A 19702-nucleotide genomic window follows, 5' to 3' on the forward strand; every position below is an offset into this window, starting at 1 on the left:
GGCTTTTTAGTGTTGATGCACCGGGCGGCCGTCTTTAGGTTCTTCCCTGCGACAGCTATCGCACCCGTCGCGGTCGACCCGCATCCGCTGCCGGGTGACGCCGCATCATCCAAGGGAGTTCCATGGGCATCTCACGACGCTCGGTCCTCGCCTCCGCGCTGGTGGGAGCCGGCCTCGGGGGCTCGGCGTACCTGGCCGGACCGGCGTCGGCGGCCAGCGGACCGGGTGACGTCGTCGGGAAGATCACCGTCGGCTACCAGGGCTGGTTCGCCTGCGCGGGTGACGGGGCGCCGATCAACGGCTGGTGGCACTGGAGCGAGAACTGGTCCCAGTCGCCGTCGCCGAGCAACAACGTGATCAAAGGCTGGCCGGACATGCGGGAGTACACGAACGTGTACCGGACCGCGTACCCGAACTTCGGCAACGGGCAGCCGGCGACCCTCTTCTCCTCGTACGACCAGCAGACCGTCGACACCCACTTCAAGTGGATGCAGCAGTACGGCTGCGACACCGCGGCCCTGCAACGCTTCAACCCGAACAGTTCCGAGGGGCCGACCCGCGACGCCATGGCGGCCAAGGTCCGCAGCGCGGCGGAACGCACCGGGCGCAAGTTCTACATCATGTACGACGTCACGAACTGGACGAACATGCAGTCGGAGATCAAGGCCGACTGGACCGCGAAGATGTCCGTCCACACCGGATCGTCGGCGTACGCGCGACAGAACGGCAAGCCCGTCGTCTGCGTCTGGGGCTTCGGCTTCAACGACCCCGGTCGCCCGTTCGGCGCGGCGGCCTGCCTCGACGTGGTCAACTGGTTCAAGTCCCAGGGCTGCTACGTCATCGGCGGGGTGCCGACGCACTGGCGCTCCGGCAACGAGGACTCCCGGCCCGGCTTCGGTGACGTCTACCGCGCCTTCCACATGCTCTCGCCGTGGATGGTCGGGCGGATCGGCAACACCGCCGACTCGGACCGGTTCTACGCCAACGTCAACCAGGCCGACCAGGCCGACTGTGACGCGCACGGGATCGACTACCAGCCGTGTGTGCTCCCCGGCGACCTGACCGAGGGCCAGCGCGCCCACGGCGACTTCATGTGGCGGCAGTTCTACAACATGGTCCGGGTCGGCGCCCAGGGCATCTACATCTCCATGTTCGACGAGTACGGCGAGGGCAACCACATCGCCAAGAACGCCGAGAACGCCTCGATGGTGCCGGTCGGGATCACCATGCCCTCGCTCGACGAGGACGGCACCGTGTGCTCCTCCGACTACTACCTGCGGCTCACCGCCGACGGTGGCCGGATGCTCAAGAAGCAGTTGGCGCTGACCGCCACCCGACCCACCCCGCCGGTGGCCGGTGGCCCGGTCGTCGGCACCGGGATCACCCTGCGCTCGCGGGCCAACAACCTCTTCGTCTCGGCCGGTGCCGGTGGCGACTCGCCCCTGACCGCGAACGCCTCCGCCGCGGGTGCGGCCGAACAGTTCGACCGGGTGGACCTCGGCGACGGCGGTGTCGCCCTGCGCTGCCGGGCCAACGGCAAGCTGGTCACCGCCGAGGACGCGGGCAACGGCCCGCTGCTCGCGAACCGTACGGCGGCCGGGCCGTGGGAGGCGTTCGCCCTGGTGCAGAACCCGAACGGCAGCGTCAGCCTGCTCGCCCGGGTCAACAACAGCTACGTCTGCGCCGAGGGCGGCGGGACTGCGCCGCTGGTCGCCAACCGGACCGCGATCGGTGGCTGGGAACAGTTCGACCTGATCACCGTCTGACCCGCAGGCCGGACGCCCACCCCCCGGACAGGCATGGAGAGCGGCGCAGCGGGTACGCCGCACTCCAGCACCGGAGGGTGGGTGGAGATGTCGGAGGCTGACGGACCGACCATCGGCGTGATCGGGTCGTACGGCGGCCGCAACCTGGGCGACGAGGCGATCCTCACCGGCATCCTCGGTGACGTGCGCGCCGCCCGCCCGGACGCCCGGATCATCGTCTTCTCCCGTAACCCCGAGCACACCAGCCACGCCCATCCGGGTGTCGAGCCGGCGGCCTGGGACGGGATCAGGCGGGCCGACTCGGCGGCCACCGTCGCCCGCCTCGACCTGCTGATCCTCGGCGGTGGCGGGATCCTCTACGACAGCGAGGCCCGGCGTTACCTGCGGCTGGTCCTGGCCGCCCAGGAGCGGGGCCTACCGGTGTTCACGTACGCGGTGGGTGCGGGGCCGTTGACCGACTCGACCGACTGCTCGATGGTGCAACAGAGCCTGGACGGGGCGGTCGGGGTGACCGTACGCGACGACGAGTCGCAGTTGGTGCTCGAGGGCATCGGGGTGAACAGCCCGATCACGGTCACCGCCGACCCCGCCTTCCTGCTGCAACCCGAGGAGTTCCCGGTGGAGTGGCTGCGCCGCGAGGGCGTACGTCCCGGCCGCCGGCTGGTCGGCATGAGCGTGCGCGAGCCGGGGCGGGCCGCCTCCCGGCTGGACGTGGACGGTTACCACCGGCTGCTGGCCCAGATCGGCGACTTCCTGGTCCGGCGGCTGGAGGCGAACGTGCTGTTCGTCCCGATGGAGCGCGACGACATCAAGCACTCGCACGGGGTGCTGTCGCACATGACCGCCCCGGACCGGGGTCGCATCCTGCACGGCGACTACTCGCCCCGGCAACTACTGGGGCTGATGTCGCATTTCGACATGGCTGTCGGGATGCGGCTGCACTTCCTGATTTTCGCCGCCATGTCCGGCGTACCGTTCCTGCCGTTGCCGTACGCGGGAAAGGTCTTCGACTTTGCCCAGCGGATCGGTGTGCCGGCGCTCAGCGGGCTGGCCCGCGAGGTCGAGGGGCCGCTGCTGGCCGAGGTCGACCAGCTCTGGGACGAGCGGCAGGCGCGGGCCGCGGACACCGCGCGCCGGGTCGCCGAGGTACGCGCGCAGGCCCACCTCACCAGTGAACTCGTCACCCCGCTGCTGAAGGGCCTCTGACACGTTCCACGCCGGCCGGTGACGGGGGCTCAGGATGCCGGGCCGCGCCAGCGGTAGACCCAGGGTGGGCCGTCGTCCAGCACCGACTCCAGCTCGTACATCTCGGCCTTGGCCAGGCCGCCGTCGCCGAGGTGCGGGTGGACCAGCGGCGGGCGACCGTGCGCGTCCAACTCGACGGTGACCACGCCACCGTCGGCCGCCCCGCCCTCCAGCGGTACCTGTGCCGTCGCTCCCATGCCACCATCTAACCGCCGGCCGGCGTGCCCCGCAGCGGATCGCCCCGGTCCCATCGGGCCGCGCGGCGCGGCCTCAGCCGGTCAGGTCGCGGATCCAGCGCACCTCGGTCGCGCACTCCTGGTAGCCGAACCATTTGTTGATCGCGAGCATCGGTTCGTTGCCGCTGTCGTTGTTGGTGAACGCCTCGGTGTAGCCGGCCGCGCGGGCCCGGTGCAGCGAGGCGGACTTCGCCAGCTTCGCCAGGCCCCGCCGTCGGTGGACGCGCCGGGTGCCGGCCATGCCGGACATGTAGCGGCTGCCGCCATCGGTGATGGCGAGGCTGAACGCGGCCACCTCACCGTCCACGGTCACCACGGAGGTGAGTTCCCGGTCGTGCTCCGGATGCATCCAATACTGGCTCAACCACAGGTCGTAGCTGGTCGGCTCGACGTCCAGGTCGTCCGGCTCGTCCAGGGCCGCCTCGTTGTCGGCCACCCAGATACCGTGCAGGTCGTCGCCGAAGCTGGCGCCGGTGCGTACCTCGACGTCGGGCGGGCAGGGCGGCATCGGCGGCAGCGTGCCGTCGCCGAGCGCCAGCCGCTGGAAATGCGCCGAACGGCCCCGCCGGTAGCCGTTGCGCTCGGCGAACGCCATCGACCGCTCGTCATCCAGCGACCAGCAGAAGTTGGCCCGGGCGTCGAGCCCGGTCACGTACGCCTCACCGGCGGCCAGCAGCGCACGGCCGGCGCCCCGGCCCCGCCGCTCCGGGTGGACGTAGATGTTCAGGTACGCCTGACCGGGCTCGCTGCTGTCGTAGTAGATCCCGGTCCGGGCACAGCCCAGGAGCTGCCCGTCCGCCTCGGCCAGCAGCAGCCGATGGTGCTGGGTCTCGGGCGCGTTCTCCACCTGCCAACGCAGCGCCCGTGGCGTCACCACGAGGTACGGCAACGCGGCGCGCAACACCGCCGCAGCGGCCTCGGAGTCGGCCTCGGCGGTCGGGCTGTCCAGGCGGAATTCGCGGCTCGTAACACTCATGTGCTCGCACGGTACGGACGAACCAGTCGGAACGCGCGTCAATTTCGGGCGGCGACCGGCGTACGCCACACCACGTTGTCGAGCCACTCCTCGATCGCGGTGGCGACCCGGCCGAGCACCGCCGCCGAGCCGGCCAGCGGACCGGGCACGAACATCGCGTGGTCGGCGTCGGGCACCTCCAGCACGTACGGCGAGAGCTGACGGGCGAGCGCGCCGTCCCATGCCGGGTCGGCGGTGCCCCCGATCAGCAGGGCCGGCGCGGTGGCCCGACGCAGTTGCGCGGCGACCGGCTCGACGGTGAGCAGCGGGGTGAGCCAGATCGCGGGCAGCCCCCGGTCGGCGGCGAGCGGTGCGGCGTACGTGCCGAGCGACTTGCCGATCAGCAGCGGTGGGCCGCCGGCCGCCTCGGCGGGCAATGTGTCCAGCACCGGTGACACGTGTGCGCCGACCCAGTCGAAGCGCTCGTCCGGCGGCACCTGCCTCGGCTCACCGTTCCAGGAGATCGGATGCTGGCGGGCGCCGCGGGCCTCCACCGCGTCCGCGGCGTACATCAGCAGGGGCGCCTGCAGCCCGTAGCCGCCGCCGGGGATGAGGACGGCGTTGCGCTGGTTCGTCGACTCGGTCACCCGGCCGAGGCTAGCCGGGCGGTGCCGGCGCTGGGGGGCGAAGCCGGCCGGCTGGGGTCCGGTGGACAGGCCCGGCGGAGAGGCGGGTTACACCGGACCGTCCGTCCGTCGGGGTGGGTCCGCCGGCTGACTAGCCTGGGGTGTTAGGAAGGGACCTTCCTGCACCGAAAACGACGGGAGGGGGCCCTTCCTTGCGGGTGATCCACGGGCTTTGGCTGCGCGGTGGGCGGCTGGCGCTCTGGGGAGAGGACTCGACCCTGGTCGCGCCGGAGGGGCGGCGGTCGGGTCGGCCACCGAGGGAGCGGGCGCATCCGTTCGCCGCCGGTCACGCCGTGCTGGCCGAGGTGCTCGACGAGGTTGCCGCGAAGGCCGCGACCAGCACCGCGCTGCTCACCCTGCCGACCCGCGCCGGCCTGCCGGTCGACTCGCCGGAACTGGTCCGGGCCGACGGTGCCGAGCCGGTTCGCGGGAGCCTCACCCTGGCCGGTTGGCGGGTGCCGACCCTGGAGTACGACGCCGACCACGCCCTGCCGGTGCTGCTGGCCCTGGCCGACGACCCGACCGTGGTCCGGGGCGGCACGCTGCGGCTGGTCGAGGAACTGGCCGGGTTCGCCGCCGACCTGGTCAGCCGGGGCCGCACCCTGCCCGGCGTACTCATCGGCACCGACGGTGACGGCACGGCCACCGCCGTCTGGCGTCCGCTGCTCACCGGGGCGGACGCGGCCCGGGTACCGGCACTGGCGATGGCGCTGCCCCCGGCGGCGCGGGCGGCCGAACCCGACGTTTCCGTTGCCGTGCTCGTCGCCGACGCCCTGGACACGCTCACCGACGCCGCCGCCCGTACCGCGCTGGAGGGCGTACGCCTGATCGACTCGCGTGCCACCGGTGTGTCGGTGGGCGTACGGGCCTGGTTGCGGGCACTCACCGGGCGGCAGCGCCGGTTCGACATCGCACCCGACGCGTTCGGCACCCTGACCACGGAACTCGACCAGTGGCAGCGCGACGCCGCCGGCAGTCCCGTACGCGCCTGCTTCCGGCTGGTCGAGCCGCCGCCGCCGGACCCGGACGAGATAACTGCCGAGCCGGTGGACGGGGTCGGTATCGAGGTGGACGCGGGCGGCGGCTGGCGGGTCGAGTTCGCGCTCCAGTCGGCCGACGAGCCGAGCCTGGTGGTCGGTGCGGACCGGATCTGGCAGTCCCGGGGCGGCCTGCGGGCGCTGGCCCGGCACCTCGACGCGCCACAGGAGACGTTGCTGGCGGAGTTGGGCCGAGCCAGCCGGCTCTGGCCGGAGCTGACCGACGCGCTGCGTACGGCCGCGCCGGACGGTTTGGAGCTGGACACCGAGGGGGCGCACCGGTTCCTGCGCGACGGGGCCCCGGTGCTGCACGCGGCCGGCTTCGGGGTGCTGCTGCCGTCGTGGTGGTCCCGGCCCAGCGCCCGGCTCGGTGCCAGGTTGCAGGCGAAGAGCCGGACCGCGCCGGGCACCGTCGCCGCGCGCAGCTCGCTCGGCCTGGACGCGCTGGTCGACTACAAGTGGGAGCTTGCCCTCGGCGACCAGCCGCTGTCCGGCCGGGAACTGCGCGACCTGGCCAAGCTCAAGACCCCGCTGGTACGCCTGCGCGGGCAGTGGGTCGAGCTGGACGCCCGCCGGCTGGCGGCAGGGCTCCGGCTGCTCCGGGACAGCGGTGAGTTGACCGTCGCCGACCTGCTGCGCCTGGGGTTGGAGAGCGCCGACGAGCCGGACGCGCTGCCGGTGCTGACGGTCGGCGCCGACGGGCCGCTCGGTGACCTGCTCGCCGGGCAGGCCGAGCGGCACCTGACCCCGCGCGACGAGCCGGAGGGGTTCCGGGGCACGCTGCGGCCGTACCAGAAGCGGGGTTTGGCCTGGTTGGTGTTCCTCCAGTCGCTCGGCCTCGGCGGGGTGCTCGCCGACGACATGGGGCTGGGCAAGACCGTGCAGTTGCTGGCGTTGCTCGCCGGGGACGGGCCGACCGACGGGCCGACGCTGCTGGTCTGCCCGATGTCGCTGGTCGGCAACTGGCAGCGGGAGGCGGCGAAGTTCGCGCCGGAGTTGCGCGTACACGTGCATCACGGTGCCGAGCGGGCGCGCGGCGAGACGTTCACCGCGGCGGTGCGCGCCGCGGACCTGGTCCTGACCACCTACTCGGTCGCGGCCCGGGACGCGGCGGCGCTGGCCGAGGTCGACTGGCACCGGCTGGTGGTGGACGAGGCGCAGGCGATCAAGAACGCGGCGACCCGGCAGGCCGCCGCGGTCCGCGCGCTGCCCGCCCGGCACCGGATCGCGGTCACCGGTACGCCGGTGGAGAACCGGCTCGCCGACCTGTGGTCGATCATGGAGTTCGCCAATCCCGGCCTGCTCGGCACCGCCTCGGCGTTCCGCAAGCGGTACGCGGTGCCGATCGAGCGGCACGGCGACGACGACGCGGCCCAGCGGTTGCGCCGGTTCACCGGCCCGTTCGTGTTACGCCGCACCAAGACCGACAAGTCGATCATCTCGGACCTGCCGGAGAAGCTGGAGATGGAGGTGCTCTGCAACCTCACCGCCGAACAGGGCTCGCTCTACCAGGCGGTGGTCGACGACATGATGGCCAAGATCGAGTCCAGTACGGGGATCGAGCGGCGGGGCCTGGTGCTGGCCACGATGACCAAGCTCAAGCAGGTCTGCAACCACCCGGCGCAACTGCTGCGCGACGGTTCCGCGCTGACCGGCCGGTCGGGCAAGCTCGCCCGGCTGGAGGAGATCGTGGACGAGGTGCTGGCGGCGGGGGAGAAGGCCCTGCTGTTCACCCAGTACGCCGAGTTCGGCAACATGCTCCGGGCGCAGCTCTCGGCCCGGCTCGGCCGGGAGGTGCTCTACCTGCACGGCGGCATCGGCAAGGCCGAACGGGACACCCTGGTGACCCGGTTCCAGTCCGACGACGGCCCGCCGCTGTTCGTACTGTCGATCAAGGCCGGCGGGACCGGGTTGACCCTCACCGCAGCCAACCACGTGGTGCACGTGGACCGGTGGTGGAACCCGGCGGTCGAGGACCAGGCCACCGACCGGGCGTTCCGGATCGGCCAGCGCCGCGCGGTGCAGGTACGCAAGTTCGTCTGCGCCGGCACGGTCGAGGAGAAGATCGCTGCGATGATCAACGAGAAGCGCGGTCTGGCCGCGAAGATCGTCGGTACCGGCGAGCAGTGGGTGACCGAGCTGTCCACCTCCGAGCTGCGCGGCCTGTTCGCCCTGGAAGCCGGGGCGGTGGCCGAATGACCGAGCAGAGCGGTGAGGCCGGCGGGCGCGAGCCGGACAGTAGAGCCCGCGCCGGACGGTTCGCCGACTACGGGCGGCCGCGCAAGGTCGACGGCGGGCTGCGGGCGCGTACGGCCAGGGGCTCGATCGGCGCGTCCTGGTGGTCCCGACGGTTCGTCGACGTACTGGAGTCGTTCGCGCTCGGCACCAGGCTCACCCGTGGCCGGTCGTACGCCCGCGCCGGGCAGGTGCTGTCGCTGGAGGTCACGCCCGGGCTGGTGACGGCGGTGGTGCAGGGCTCCCGGCCGAAGCCGTACCAGGTGACGGTGCGGCTGCACCCGTACCCGGAGCCGGTGTGGACCCGGATCGAGACGGTGCTCGCCGGTCAGGCGCTGTTCAGCGCCCAACTGCTGGCCGGCGACCTGCCACCGGAACTGGAACGGGTGTTCGCCGAGGCGGACGCGCCGCTATTCCCGAGCGTGATCGACGACCTGACGATGCGCTGCAACTGCCCGGACTTCGCCGTGCCGTGCAAGCACCTCGCCGCCTCGTTCTACCTGCTCGCCGAGGCGTTCGACGCGGACCCGTTCCAGTTGCTGCACTGGCGTGGGCGTACCCGGGCCGAACTGCTCGACCGGCTACGCGAACTGCGTGCCGCACAGCCGTCCGTCGAGCCGGGTGGCCCGTCCGACGAGCACGCCGACCCGGTGCCGGCCGAGCCGCTGCCCGGACTGGAACGGCCGGCGGGTGCGGTGCCGGTCGCCGGAGCCGGACTGGCCCTGGCCGACCTGCCCGACCTCGTACCGGCCGCGGCGGTCGCCCGCTACTGGCAATCACCGGTTCCGCTGCCGGATCCGGTGCCGATCCTGGCCACCGAACCCGACCTGCTGCTGCGCCAACTCGGCGCCCCGGGTGCCCCGATCGGCGGCCCCGGGCTGGTCGAGCGGCTACGGCGGGCGTACGACCGCTTCGGTGAGCCCGCACCGTGACCCCGGCGAGGAAGGGACCCTGGTCATCGGAATCCGATGTGGAAGGGGCCCTTCCCAACCCGGTCCGGCCGGGTGCATCGCGAGCTGGCACGGGTGACGCCGGGTCAATGGTGCAACCGGCGGACCCGCCAGGCCAGCACGCTGGCGGCGGCGAGCACGACCGGCGCTATCACGGCCGCCAACCAACCGCCGATGACAACCACGGCCGGTACGGCGCTCCAGAGCACGACGGTCAACAGGAGCAGAAGTCTGCCCCGGCGATGCTGGGCACGATCACTGAGCCGGGCGACGAAGTCCGGGTCGCTGATTCTCAGCTGGCGGGTGATCTCGTCGAACCGACGCTGATCCTCTTTGCTGAGCATGGCGGCAGCCTTCCCCTCACGCGTCAACTGTCCGGGGCGGGGATACCCGATCCGTGGCCGCTCTCACTCCCGCTCCGGATCGCCTGCGTTCCAGCGCTCGGATTGACGCAGGTTTTACTTATTCCCACCTTAAGTTTGTCTTTACCGCCGAATCCCCGTCCGTGCTACGCGCAGGTTACGCACCCCACCGTAAGCGCCGGCCCGGTGACATCGGTGCTGCTGGCGGCCGTTGCCGTGCGCCCCGGTCGAAACCGCGCGCCGGTGATTCCCCTTCAGGGTTGCTTAAGTCGCTGCTGGAGGGCGGTTTCGGCGACCTTGAAGCGGATCGGCGCCTTGGTTACTTTGCCGTAGCAACCCCCTTAGTAACCGCCGCCGGATCACCGCCCCTGCCGTTCACGCGGCTGAATCCGGCGCGCCTCAGCAGACGGATTGGTACATGGCTGACCAGAATGTGCCACCACGCCGATCGCGTGACGACAGCCCTTGGGACGGTCGACCCCAGCCCGGCGCCGACGGATACCGGGCCGCGCCCGGCCAGTCCGCGTACGGCCGCCCGGCCCCCGGATCCGACGCGTACCCGGACGCGCGCTACCCGCAGTCGGCGGGTCACCAGCAATACCCCGGTTACCCCCAGCCGGGTCACCCGCAGCGCGGACAGCAGCACCCCGACCAGTACGTGGACCAGTGGACCCAGCAGCACCGGGCGGGTGGCACCGCCCACCGCGGTCCGCAGTGGGTCGGTCCGGAGGGGCTGGAGCCGCAGGGCCGCGACCCGTACGCCGATCCGTCGCAGCTTCCCGACCTGGACGACGACGGTGAACCGGGCAAGCGCAACGTCGGGCGTCGCCGGGCGCTGGTCGCGCTGACCGGTGCGGCCGCGGTGGTGGCCGGTGCCGGTGCGATCGCGATGGCCTCGCGCGGCACCGAACTCGGCGACAAGATCCTTGGCAACACCCCGTTCGGCGGCGGCAACGGCAACGCGACCGCGGCCGCGATCACCGACGGCACCGCCGACCGCCCCAGCGGACAGCAGCCGAGCACGGTGCGTACCTACACCGAGCAGAACGAGAGCTACATGGGCTCCCGTGCCGGCGCGGAACTGAAGAAGAACGCGCCGGCCAGCGGTCGTACCCTCGCCGGCCCGGCCTCCGCAGCGGCCGCGACCGAGGTCACGGTCAAGACGGTGCTGGCCAAGGACCCGATCCGGCACCTCGCCACCCGGGCCACCTTCGGCGCCACCCCCAAGGTGCTCGCCGAGATCAAGACCATGGGTATCGACGAGTGGCTGCGCTGGCAGCTCGAACCGGAGAAGATCGCGCCGACCAAGGCCGAGCTGAAGCTCTCCGAGCTGCCCACCCTGAACATGTCGATCAAGCAGCTCCGGGAACGCCGCGAGACGGTCAAGGACGTCGACAACTCCGACCACGAGTTCGTCTGGGCGTCGGTCGCCCGCCAGATCTGGTCCGACCGGCAGCTCTTCGAGGTCATGGTCGACTTCTGGAACGACTTCCTGCACGTCGCCGCGTACTTCGACGGCGGTGACATCACCCGGTCGACGTTCGACCGGGACGTCATCCGCAAGCACGCGCTGGGCAACTACGCGGACATGCTGATCGCCGCCAACACCCACCCCGCGCTGATCGTCTACCTGAACCAGAACGAGTCGCACAAGGACGCGATCAACGAGAACCTGGCCCGGGAGAACCTGGAGCTGTACTCGGTCGGCGTCGACGGCGGCTACACCGAGATGGACGTACGGCAGGCCGCGATGCTCCAGACCGGTCTCGGCGTCGACAAGGACGAGTACGTCTACCGCGCCAACCGGCACTACGTCGGCAAGGTCAGCATCCTCGGCTTCAACAGCGACAACAACTCCGCCGAGGGCGGCGAGGCGGTGATCAAGGCGTACCTGAAGCACCTCGCCCTGCACCCCTCGACCGCGAACTACATCGCGCAGAGCCTGGCCACCCGGTTCGTCTCGGACACCCCGCCGAAGTCCCTGGTCGAGCGGCTGGCCAAGACGTACACGGCCAACAAGGGTGCGATCAAGCCGACCCTGATGACGCTGTTCAGCTCCACCGAGTTCTGGGGCGCGGTCGGCCAGAAGGTACGCCGCCCGATGGAGTACCTGGTCGCCACGTACCGGGTGCTCGGCATGCAGCCGGACCCGTCGCCGGACTACCAGAAGCGGGCCGACCTTAAGCGCACCCCGTTCGCCGACGGGCTGAACCAGATCAAGAACAAGATGGAGGAGCTGGGCCAGTTCCCCGCCGGCCTCTCCACCCCGAACGGCTACCCGGACGTCTACGTCGCCTGGACCTCCGCCGGGACCATGGTCAACGGCTGGAACGAAGCCCACGACGTGATCAACGGCAACCGGAAGGTCTTCTCCTACACCAAGCCGGACAAGCTGGTGGCGGCCCCGCCGGCCACCGCGGGCGCCTACCTCGACGCCCTGTCGCTGCGGCTGGTGCACCAGAAGCTGACGGACAAGGAAAAGTCCCTGATTCTCGGCATCGCCGGGGTGACCGCCGACGCGAAGGTCGACGCCACGTTCAACGGCGCGATCACCGCCATCGCGCGGGCGCTTCTCGCCTCCCCCCAGCACCACCTCCGGTGAGCTAACAGTGGAGAAGACTGTGCACTCGTACCCCCTGCACCCCGACTGCCCCGACCTGCGGCGTCTCGCCCCGAACCGGACCGAGGCCGTGCTGCGCGCCGAGCACGCCGCGGTGACGGCCGAGAACGCCGCCGTACGCGAGCAGTTCCTCAACCTGTCCGAAGTGGAAGAGGCCCAGCAGGACGGGCGCGGCGTCACCCGCCGTACGTTCGTCGCCGGTGCCGCCGCCACGGTGACCGCCCTGGCCACCACCCAGTTCGTGTCGACCCAGGCATCGTTCGCCGCCACCCCCGGCGGCACGCTGATCCACGTCTTCCTCTACGGCGGGCTGGACGGGCTGAGCCTGGTCGCACCGGACAACGACCCGGTGCTCAGCAAGGCCCGGCCCGACCTGCTGCTCGGCACCGACTCGCTCGCCCTGGACCGAGGCTTCAAGCTGACCAGTGCGTTCGCGCCGTTGCAGAAGTTCCTCGACGCCGGTCAGCTCGGTTTCGTGCCGGCCGCCTCCGACCCGCGGGTGTCGCGCAGCCACTTCCAGGCCGCGGACGCCTGCAACCTCGGTGGCCTGCCGAACGAGACCGGTGGCCGGGGCTGGCTGGACAGCCTGGTCGACGCCCTTGGGCCGGGTACCGCGTTCCGCAGCGTCGGCGTCGGCAGCACGCTGCCGCGCTCGCTGGTCGGCAACAACGGCGCGCTGTCGCTGAACAACGTCGGCTCGCTCGGCTTCAACGGCGACGGCCGGTTCAAGGACGCCACCGCCAGGGCCATCCAGGGCCTCTTCACCGGGATCAACCACCCGGTGGAGGAGTCGGTGATCGCCGGGCTGGGCGCGCTGAAGACCGCGCAGCAGCTCGCCGCGAAGCCGTACACCCCGGCCGAGGGGGCCGAGTACACCGGCGTCGGCAACTCGTTCCGTACCCTGGCCCAGCTCATCAAGGGCGGCGCCAACGTACGCGTGGCGACCATCGGCATGGGCGGCTACGACACCCACGAGAACCAGGGCACGGCCAAGGGCGGCCAGCTACACAACCGGCTGGGCGAGCTGGCCAAGGGCATGGCGGCGTTCTTCACCGACCTCGGACCGCTGGCCGCCGACGTCACGATCATGGTCAGCAGCGAGTTCGGTCGCCGGGTCGCCTCGAACAGCGGCGGCACCGACCACGGCCACGGCGGCGTGGTCACCATCCTGTCCGGCAAGAAGCTGGCCAGTTCGCTGCTCGGCAACTGGAACGGGCTGGACAAGCTCGACAGCGGTGACGTGCCCGAGTACAACAACATGTTCAACGTGTACGGGTCGGTGGCACAGGGCCGCTTCAACCTGACCGACGCCGAGGTGAAGAAGATGTTCCCCCGTCAGACATTCACCCCGGTCAAGCTGTACGCGTGACAAACCGGTCGACCTCGACTGGCCACCGTTCCGAGGACTACTCCCGGGACGGTGGCCAGCAGCCGTACGTCCGCGTCTACGCCGACGACGCCCGCTGGACCGACGACACCCGGGACGCCGACCAGCGCCGATCCGCCGAGCAGCGCCGAGGGCAGCAGACCCGGCCGGCGCGGTCCGACCCGCCTGCCGCCGTACCGAACGAGGTGCCGGAGCAGCGCGGGCCGGTGGGCCGGTGGCTGGTCGTACTCCTGCTCTGGGTGGGGCTGCTGGCCGCGGTGGTGCCGTGGTGGTTGGACACCGAGCCCGGCGCGGTGAACAGCGAGCACGCCGCCCTCACCGCCGCCGGCCGGATCAGCGGCCTGATCGCCGGTTACCTGCTGCTGGTGCAGGTGCTGCTGATGAGCCGGCTGCGGTCGCTGGAGCGGTGGATCGGTGCCGAGCAGCTCAGCCGGTGGCACCGCGACATCGGCGGCACCGTGTTCGTCGCGGTGCTGGCGCACGTCGGGCTGATCCTCGCCGGCTACGCCGGCCTGGAACGCAAGACGCTGCTCGCCGAGGCGACCACGCTGCTGCGCGACTACGAGGACATGCTCGCCGCGTTCGGCGCCGCCGCCATCATCGTGCTGCTCGGCTTCACCGGCATCCGGTTCGTACGCAACGCGCTGCCGTACGAGTTCTGGTACTACCTGCACCTGAGCAGTTACGCCGTACTGCTGCTCGGCTTCGGCCACCAGTTCACGTACGGCCAGCAGTTGTTCCGGCCCGGACCGGTGCGGACCGGTTGGATAGCCGTGTACGTCCTGGTCATCGCGGCCGTGCTCTGGGGTCGGGTGATCGCCCCGCTGTGGCTGAACCTGCGCTACCGACTCCGGGTCGCCGACGTGGTGGCGGAGAGCCGGGACACCATCTCGATCTACCTGACCGGGCGGAACCTCGACCGGTTGCAGGTGCTCGCCGGCCAGTTCTTCCGCTGGCGGTTCCTGTCCGCCGGGCGCTGGTGGCAGTCGCACCCGTTCTCGCTCTCCGCCGCGCGCAACGGCCGCTGGCTGCGGCTGACCGTCAAGGTGGTCGGCGGGCACACCGCCGAACTGCGGCGGCTGCGTCCCGGCACCCGGGTCTGGGCCGCCGGCCCGTCCGGTACGTTCACCGCCGCGCACCGGGTCGCGGAGCGGTCGCTGCTGATCGCCGGGGGGAGCGGGATCTCGCCGATCCGGGCCCTGCTGGAGGAGTTGCCGCCCGGTGCCGCGTTGATCTACCGGGCCAGCACCCCGGACGACCTGCTGCTCCGGCGCGAGCTGGACTGGCTGGCCGAGGCCCGTGGCACCGAGATGTGGTACGTGCTCGGTTCCCGTGACGACCCCGGTCCGCAGCAGATCTTCACCGCCCGTGGCCTGCGCCGGCTGGTGCCCGACGTGACCGAGCGGGACGTCTACCTCTGCGGGCCGGCGGGTCTGGTCCGCGAGTCGGTGAAGGCGCTGCGCCGTGCCGGGGTGCCGCGCCGGCAGATCCACCTGGCCACGTTCGAACTCTGACGGAGGTTGCACCGTTGCGTCGCGCCATTCTCGGCATCACCGGCCTCGCCGCGAGCACCACCCTGCTGGTGGTGCTCAAGGGCGGGCCGGCGACGACCGCGACCGCCCAGGACGTACCGGTCGGGACGGCGGGCGCGTCGACCGACCCGAGTGCCGGCGCGCCGCCGGAGCCGACCCCGGACCCGGCCGGCGGCGGTGCACAACCGACCCCGTCCGGTGCCGCGCCGGGCAAGCCGGGTGCGCCGAGCGGGTCGCCCGGAAAGTCCCCGTCGAAGACCCCGACCGGCAAGTCCACGTCGAAGGCGCCGACCGGTGGGGGAGCGACCACCACCAAGGCGCCGCCGCCGGCCAGCGGGCCGCGCAAGATCGACGGTTCGGTCACGCCCGCGGCCGACTTCGGCCTGGTCCAGGTGCAGATCACCGTCTCCGGCGACCGGGTCACCAACGTCATCGCGCTGGAACTGCCGGGCGAGACGGCCACCTCGGAGGGGAACAGCGACCGGGTGGACCGGGCCTACAGCGGAACGGGCGGGCAGGCGGTCACGGCGGCGAACCAGGGCCGGCTGCCGGACACGGTCAGCGGCGCGACCGCGACCAGTTCGGCGTACCGGCGGTCGTTGCAGGCCGCCCTGGACAAGATGTGAGGTCGGCGTGACCAGCGTACGGACCAGGCCGGGGCTGCGCCGGGTCGAGTTCGTCATGGGTACGGCGATCAGCCTCGACCTCGCCGACGACCTGCCCCCGGAGCGTCTCGACCAGCTCGCCGAGCAGGTTTTCGGCTGGATGCGCGAGGTCGACCAGCGGTTCAGCACGTTCAAGGCCGACAGCGAGGTGAGCCGGTTCGACCGGGGCGAGGTGCTGCTCTGCGACGCGTCGGCCGACCTGCGGGCCACCCTGGAACGCTGCGCCGACCTGTGGGGCGACACCGACGGTTTCTTCGACGCGTACGCCACCGGTCGGTTCGACCCGTCCGGCTTCGTCAAGGGCTGGTCGGCCCAGGTCGCCTCGGACCGGCTGGTGGCCGCCGGGGCACCGAACCACTGCGTCAACGCCGGTGGTGACGTACGGGTACGCGGCCGGTCCAGTTCCGGTGAGCCGTGGCGGGTCGGGGTGCAGGACCCGTGGGACCCGAGCCGGGTGGCGCTGGTGCTGCACGGCACCGACCTGGCGGTCGCCACCTCCGGCGTCTACGAGCGGGGGCACCACGTGGTCGATCCGCGCCGGGGCACACCGGCACGGGGCCTGCGTTCGGTGACGGTGGTCGGCACCGACCTCGGCACCGCCGACGCGTACGCGACCGCGGCGCTGGCGATGGGGCAGGCCGGAGTGGGCTGGCTCGGCCGGTTGTCCGGGTACGAGTGGGCCGTGGTCACCGACGACCGGCGTACGCCCCGGTCCGACCGCCTGCCGATCACGGACTGACGTACGTGGTGGGCCGGGTCAGCGCACGGGGCGGTGGGTGCCGGCCGGTCGGGAGCCGGTCGGCCGCGGGCCGCCGGGGCGGGATCCCTTCGGTCGGGTCCCCGCCCACCGGCACGGCGGTGAGCCGGTGGCCGGCTCCGCCCCGTCCATACCGCCGGCTGCCGGCAGCGTCTCGTCAGTTCGCATTTCATCCCCCGTGTGCGCGCCGGCTCGGTTTGCCTCTTGCGGTCCCGACCTCGGCTGTGCTACCTGCGTTAACGACCGCGACCTCGGTGGGTCGCTGCATGCCGCGCGCCGACTCGCCGGTACCGGCGCGGGAGCCGGGCGCCACGCGGTGCGGTGGTTCAGTAGCCGCGCCGGGGGGCGGGCAGCCGGCCGGGCAGCAGGGCGACCGGGATCGCCGGGGTGTGCGCCTGCAACGCGTCGACCAGCAGTTCCTGTACGGCGTACGAGTCGGGCAGTTGCCAGCGGGCTTCCTCCGGCGGCACCACCCAGCGCACGGTTCCCTCGGGCAGCCGGGTCGGCGGGGCGGGGATCCAGGAGCCGGGACCGTGCCGGACCACGTACAGGCACTGGTCGAGTTCCGGTCGGAGCGGGTCGCCGGGGCGGACCAGGAACATCCACCGCCCGCCGGGGGTGAGCGCGACCGGCCCGCGTACGCCGTCGTGGCCGGGGATGGTGACGCCGGGGTGCGGCCGACAGGCGTCGAGTACGTGCCGGCCGAGGTACGCCGGCACCTCCAGCACGTCGAAGGTGTAGCCGGTGGCGAGCAGTACGGCGTGCGGTCGTACCCGCCACCAGGCGCCGACCCGGGCGGGGTCGGAACTGGCGGCTCCCTCCCACTCCTCCAGCGCCGGGTGGCAGCCGGTGGTGGGGCAGCCGGCCCGGCCGCAGACGAAGCGCTGCCGGTTGAGGAAGGCGCCGGGGGTCACCTCCCAGCCGTGCATGGCGTACCGGACGGCCACGCGCCTCAGGCGTACCCGTTCCAGCGTGGTCAGGCGGGTGATGGGCGGTCGGGTAGTCCCCCACATGGCACGCAGCTCCTTTCGAGGTCGATCAAGGTGAGATCGATGGGGTGGCGCCGTCACCGGCGCCGGGCGTATTCGTTGCTCCTGGCATAAAGCCACTTGCAACTTGCATCGAAAAGTACGAGCACCAAACGGGGGTCAGACGCACAGAATGTGCGACCGACACATAGCGAACAAAACGCACAATGGATCTCGTACGGCAATGAAGCGTACATCTGAAAAGTGAGCCCGATACATACCCGACAGAGCTCGACCGGCCCGGACCGCCGGCATGGCAAAGGGGAGGAACGGACGTGGACGAGCTGCCCATCGGGCGCCGCGTCGCCTATTGGCGTGGTCGACGCAAGTTGTCCCAGCAGGTCTTCGCCGACCGCCTCGGCAAGTCCAAGAGCTGGGTCGACAAGGTCGAACGCGGCGTACGCCGACTGGACAAGTTCTCCGTCCTGTACGAGATCGCCGACGTGCTCACCATCGACGTCCAGCTCCTGCTCGGCAAGGACCCGGAACGGCGTACCGATGCCCTGAACTGCATCGACGAGGTCGAGGTCGAGGAGATCCGGGCCGCGCTGGAGCGGTACGTCTCGATGAGCAAGTACTTCGACGCGCAGGTGGTCCCGCCGCCCCTGCCGGAGTTCCGCAAGGCGGTCAGCCACGCCTGGCTGACCTACCAGTACGCCCGCTACGGCGTACTGACCCGGGCGCTGCCGAAGCTGCTGCGCGACGCGCAGGCGGCGGACGCGTACTACACCGGTGACGACGGACAGCTCGCCGCGAGCCTGCTCGGGCAGGTCTACCAGATCGCCTCGTCGGCCCTGCGCAAGCTGGGTGAGCACGAGCTGGCCTGGCTCGCCGCCGACCGCTCGATGGCCGTCTCCGTACGCGCCGACGACCAGTTGCTGGCCGGGGTGGCCACGTACCGGGTCGGCAACGCGCTGCTCGCCCTGGGTCGGGCCCGCTCGGCGCTGGAGGTCAACGTCAACATCGCCAACCGGCTGGCCCCCGGCGGCACCAACGGCGCCGACCCGGACCGGCTCTCGGTCTACGGCATGCTCCTGCTCCAGGGCGCGATGGCCGCCGCCCGGCTGGGCGACAACGCCACCGTGCGGGACCTGATCCGGGGCGCCGAGGAGGCGTCGAACGCGCTCGGCTCGGACCAGAACTACTACTGGACCAGTTTCGGCCCGACCAACCTCGAACTGCACCGGGCGGCGGCGGCGGTGGAGTTGGGCGAGGGCCGGCAGGCGGTCGAGACCCACGAGCAGCGGATCGACAAGCGCAGGTTCGCCGCCCTGCTGCCCGAGCGGCGGGCCCACCACCTGCTCGACATCGCCCGCGGCTTCGCCCAGATCGGGGACGTGAGCAGCGCGGGGGAGATGCTGGTCGACGGCGACCGGCTGGCCCCCTCGGAGATCCGCTGCCGGCCGATCGCGCACGAGGTGATGTCCGACATCCTCCGTCGCACACGTGGTGCGCCGCCTGCGCCGATTGCAGAGTTGGCTGAGCACATGGGTGTCGGCATATGAGTGGGTTGGTGGCCGGATGACCGGGCTGGCCCAGCGCAGAGTCCTTTACGTGATCGCCTGTGGGTCCCCGCTGGCCCGCAACGTCGACCGGCTGGTGGCTCTCGCCCAGCAGGACGGCTGGGTGGTCTGCGTGGTGAGTACGCCGGACGGGCGGAAGTTCGTCGACGTACCGGCGATCGAGGAGCAGACCGGTTATCCGGTCCGTTCGACGTACAAGTCTCCGGGTGACCCGGACCTGCTGCCGCCGGCCGACGCCATGATCGTCGCGCCGGCCACGGTCAACACGGTCAACAAGTGGGCGGTCGGCATCACCGACAGCCTCGCCCTGGGCTTGTTGATCGAGGGACAGGGCCTGGGGCTGCCGATCGTGGCGATGCCGTTCACCAACGCCGCGATGGCCACCCACCCGGCCTTCCGGACCAGCCTGGACCGGTTGCGCGGCTGGGACGTGACGGTGCTGTTCGGTGACGACGTGCTGCCGCCGTTCGCCCCCGGCAGCGGTGCGCACTACCTCGACCAGTACCCCTGGGAGCTGGGGCGCGACGCCCTGCGGGCCCGATGCGCGGTCAACGGCCGCCCCGGCTGAGCGGGCCGACCGGCCCGGTGGCCGCCCAGGGGAGTGCACGGGTGACAGCGGTCGGGCCGGTCCGACCGGTCCGACCGGCCGGGCCGATCGAGCCGGCACCACGGCCGACGGGCCGGCGCCGGTAAGCTGGGCCGCCGTGGGAACAACTGG

The 19702-nt window shown here is 71.6% G+C and carries 16 protein-coding genes; 11 read left to right on the plus strand and 5 right to left on the minus strand.

Features of this window, described 5'->3' with window-relative positions:
* Positions 1–122: 122 nt before the first annotated feature.
* The gene (locus AB0J90_RS04355) at positions 123–1766 is read left to right on the plus strand and encodes a glycoside hydrolase family 71/99-like protein (protein ID WP_363592024.1); all 1644 of its coding nucleotides are present in this window, start codon (positions 123–125) and stop codon (positions 1764–1766) included.
* Positions 1767–1853: 87 nt separating this feature from the next.
* Positions 1854–2972: a polysaccharide pyruvyl transferase family protein gene (locus AB0J90_RS04360; RefSeq protein ID WP_363592026.1), complete on the plus strand. Its 1119-nt coding sequence runs from the start codon at positions 1854–1856 to the stop codon at positions 2970–2972.
* 29 nt (positions 2973–3001) lie between these two features.
* Here the strand turns inward: AB0J90_RS04360 and AB0J90_RS04365 are convergent, their stop codons facing one another.
* From AB0J90_RS04365 to AB0J90_RS04375, 3 genes are all read right to left on the minus strand, one after another.
* A complete protein-coding gene (locus AB0J90_RS04365) occupies positions 3002–3208 on the minus strand; it encodes a hypothetical protein (RefSeq protein ID WP_363592028.1) in 207 nt (68 codons plus the stop codon).
* Positions 3209–3281: 73 nt separating this feature from the next.
* Positions 3282–4223 carry a GNAT family N-acetyltransferase gene (locus tag AB0J90_RS04370; RefSeq protein ID WP_363592030.1) on the minus strand — a complete coding sequence of 314 codons (942 nt, stop codon included), beginning with the start codon at positions 4221–4223 and terminating at the stop codon, positions 3282–3284.
* Between the two features lie 38 nt (positions 4224–4261).
* Positions 4262–4849, minus strand: coding sequence for an alpha/beta hydrolase (locus AB0J90_RS04375; protein WP_363592032.1), 588 nt, complete (start codon positions 4847–4849; stop codon positions 4262–4264).
* A gap of 191 nt (positions 4850–5040) precedes the next feature.
* Between AB0J90_RS04375 and AB0J90_RS04380 the strand changes: the two genes are divergently transcribed.
* Positions 5041–8124 (plus strand): DEAD/DEAH box helicase, encoded by a 3084-nt coding sequence (locus AB0J90_RS04380; RefSeq protein WP_363592034.1) that lies wholly within the window; start codon positions 5041–5043, stop codon positions 8122–8124.
* Complete coding sequence (locus tag AB0J90_RS04385; protein WP_363592036.1) at positions 8121–9092, plus strand: SWIM zinc finger family protein; 972 nt, start codon at positions 8121–8123, stop codon at positions 9090–9092. The genes AB0J90_RS04380 and AB0J90_RS04385 overlap by 4 nt, the downstream gene beginning before the upstream one ends.
* Before the next feature lie 104 nt (positions 9093–9196).
* Here AB0J90_RS04385 and AB0J90_RS04390 read toward each other — a convergent pair whose 3' ends face one another.
* The gene (locus AB0J90_RS04390; protein ID WP_326556555.1) at positions 9197–9454 is read right to left on the minus strand and encodes a DUF3040 domain-containing protein; all 258 of its coding nucleotides are present in this window, start codon (positions 9452–9454) and stop codon (positions 9197–9199) included.
* Positions 9455–9890: 436 nt separating this feature from the next.
* Here AB0J90_RS04390 and AB0J90_RS04395 point away from each other — a divergent pair, with 436 nt between their 5' ends.
* From AB0J90_RS04395 to AB0J90_RS04415, 5 genes are read left to right on the plus strand one after another with little or no spacing between them, the layout of a single operon-like run.
* Complete coding sequence (locus AB0J90_RS04395; RefSeq protein WP_363592038.1) at positions 9891–12074, plus strand: DUF1800 family protein; 2184 nt, start codon at positions 9891–9893, stop codon at positions 12072–12074.
* A gap of 7 nt (positions 12075–12081) precedes the next feature.
* On the plus strand, positions 12082–13461 hold the full coding sequence (locus AB0J90_RS04400) for a DUF1501 domain-containing protein (protein WP_363592040.1): 1380 nt from the start codon (positions 12082–12084) through the stop codon (positions 13459–13461).
* A complete protein-coding gene (locus tag AB0J90_RS04405) occupies positions 13458–14993 on the plus strand; it encodes a ferredoxin reductase family protein (RefSeq protein ID WP_363592042.1) in 1536 nt (511 codons plus the stop codon). Before AB0J90_RS04400 ends, AB0J90_RS04405 begins: the two co-directional genes overlap by 4 nt.
* Positions 14994–15007: 14 nt before the next feature.
* Positions 15008–15637: an FMN-binding protein gene (locus AB0J90_RS04410; RefSeq protein ID WP_363592044.1), complete on the plus strand. Its 630-nt coding sequence runs from the start codon at positions 15008–15010 to the stop codon at positions 15635–15637.
* 55 nt (positions 15638–15692) lie between these two features.
* The gene (locus AB0J90_RS04415) at positions 15693–16415 is read left to right on the plus strand and encodes an FAD:protein FMN transferase (protein ID WP_363592185.1); all 723 of its coding nucleotides are present in this window, start codon (positions 15693–15695) and stop codon (positions 16413–16415) included.
* 344 nt (positions 16416–16759) lie between these two features.
* Here the strand turns inward: AB0J90_RS04415 and AB0J90_RS04420 are convergent, their stop codons facing one another.
* Positions 16760–17446 carry a bifunctional DNA primase/polymerase gene (locus AB0J90_RS04420; RefSeq protein WP_363592046.1) on the minus strand — a complete coding sequence of 229 codons (687 nt, stop codon included), beginning with the start codon at positions 17444–17446 and terminating at the stop codon, positions 16760–16762.
* A gap of 290 nt (positions 17447–17736) precedes the next feature.
* Between AB0J90_RS04420 and AB0J90_RS04425 the strand changes: the two genes are divergently transcribed.
* Positions 17737–18966: a helix-turn-helix domain-containing protein gene (locus AB0J90_RS04425; protein ID WP_326556561.1), complete on the plus strand. Its 1230-nt coding sequence runs from the start codon at positions 17737–17739 to the stop codon at positions 18964–18966.
* 16 nt (positions 18967–18982) lie between these two features.
* Positions 18983–19552 (plus strand): flavoprotein, encoded by a 570-nt coding sequence (locus AB0J90_RS04430; protein WP_363592048.1) that lies wholly within the window; start codon positions 18983–18985, stop codon positions 19550–19552.
* The last annotated feature ends 150 nt before the right edge of the window (positions 19553–19702 follow it).

Origin of the sequence: Micromonospora sp. NPDC049523, assembly GCF_040676775.1 — a bacterium.
Classification (GTDB): Bacteria; Actinomycetota; Actinomycetes; order Mycobacteriales; family Micromonosporaceae; genus Micromonospora_G.

Bases quoted from the DNA above. Each gene is read 5' to 3' on its own strand.
- AB0J90_RS04365 (WP_363592028.1), bottom strand. From the start codon at position 3,208: ATGGGAGCGACGGCACAGGTACCGCTGGAGGGCGGGGCGGCCGACGGT.
- AB0J90_RS04385 (WP_363592036.1), top strand. From the start codon at position 8,121: ATGACCGAGCAGAGCGGTGAGGCCGGCGGGCGCGAGCCGGACAGTAGA.
- AB0J90_RS04390 (WP_326556555.1), bottom strand. From the start codon at position 9,454: ATGCTCAGCAAAGAGGATCAGCGTCGGTTCGACGAGATCACCCGCCAG.
- AB0J90_RS04415 (WP_363592185.1), top strand. From the start codon at position 15,693: ATGGGTACGGCGATCAGCCTCGACCTCGCCGACGACCTGCCCCCGGAG.
- AB0J90_RS04360 (WP_363592026.1), top strand. From the start codon at position 1,854: ATGTCGGAGGCTGACGGACCGACCATCGGCGTGATCGGGTCGTACGGC.
- AB0J90_RS04430 (WP_363592048.1), top strand. From the start codon at position 18,983: ATGACCGGGCTGGCCCAGCGCAGAGTCCTTTACGTGATCGCCTGTGGG.
- AB0J90_RS04370 (WP_363592030.1), bottom strand. From the start codon at position 4,223: ATGAGTGTTACGAGCCGCGAATTCCGCCTGGACAGCCCGACCGCCGAG.
- AB0J90_RS04395 (WP_363592038.1), top strand. From the start codon at position 9,891: ATGGCTGACCAGAATGTGCCACCACGCCGATCGCGTGACGACAGCCCT.
- AB0J90_RS04420 (WP_363592046.1), bottom strand. From the start codon at position 17,446: ATGTGGGGGACTACCCGACCGCCCATCACCCGCCTGACCACGCTGGAA.
- AB0J90_RS04355 (WP_363592024.1), top strand. From the start codon at position 123: ATGGGCATCTCACGACGCTCGGTCCTCGCCTCCGCGCTGGTGGGAGCC.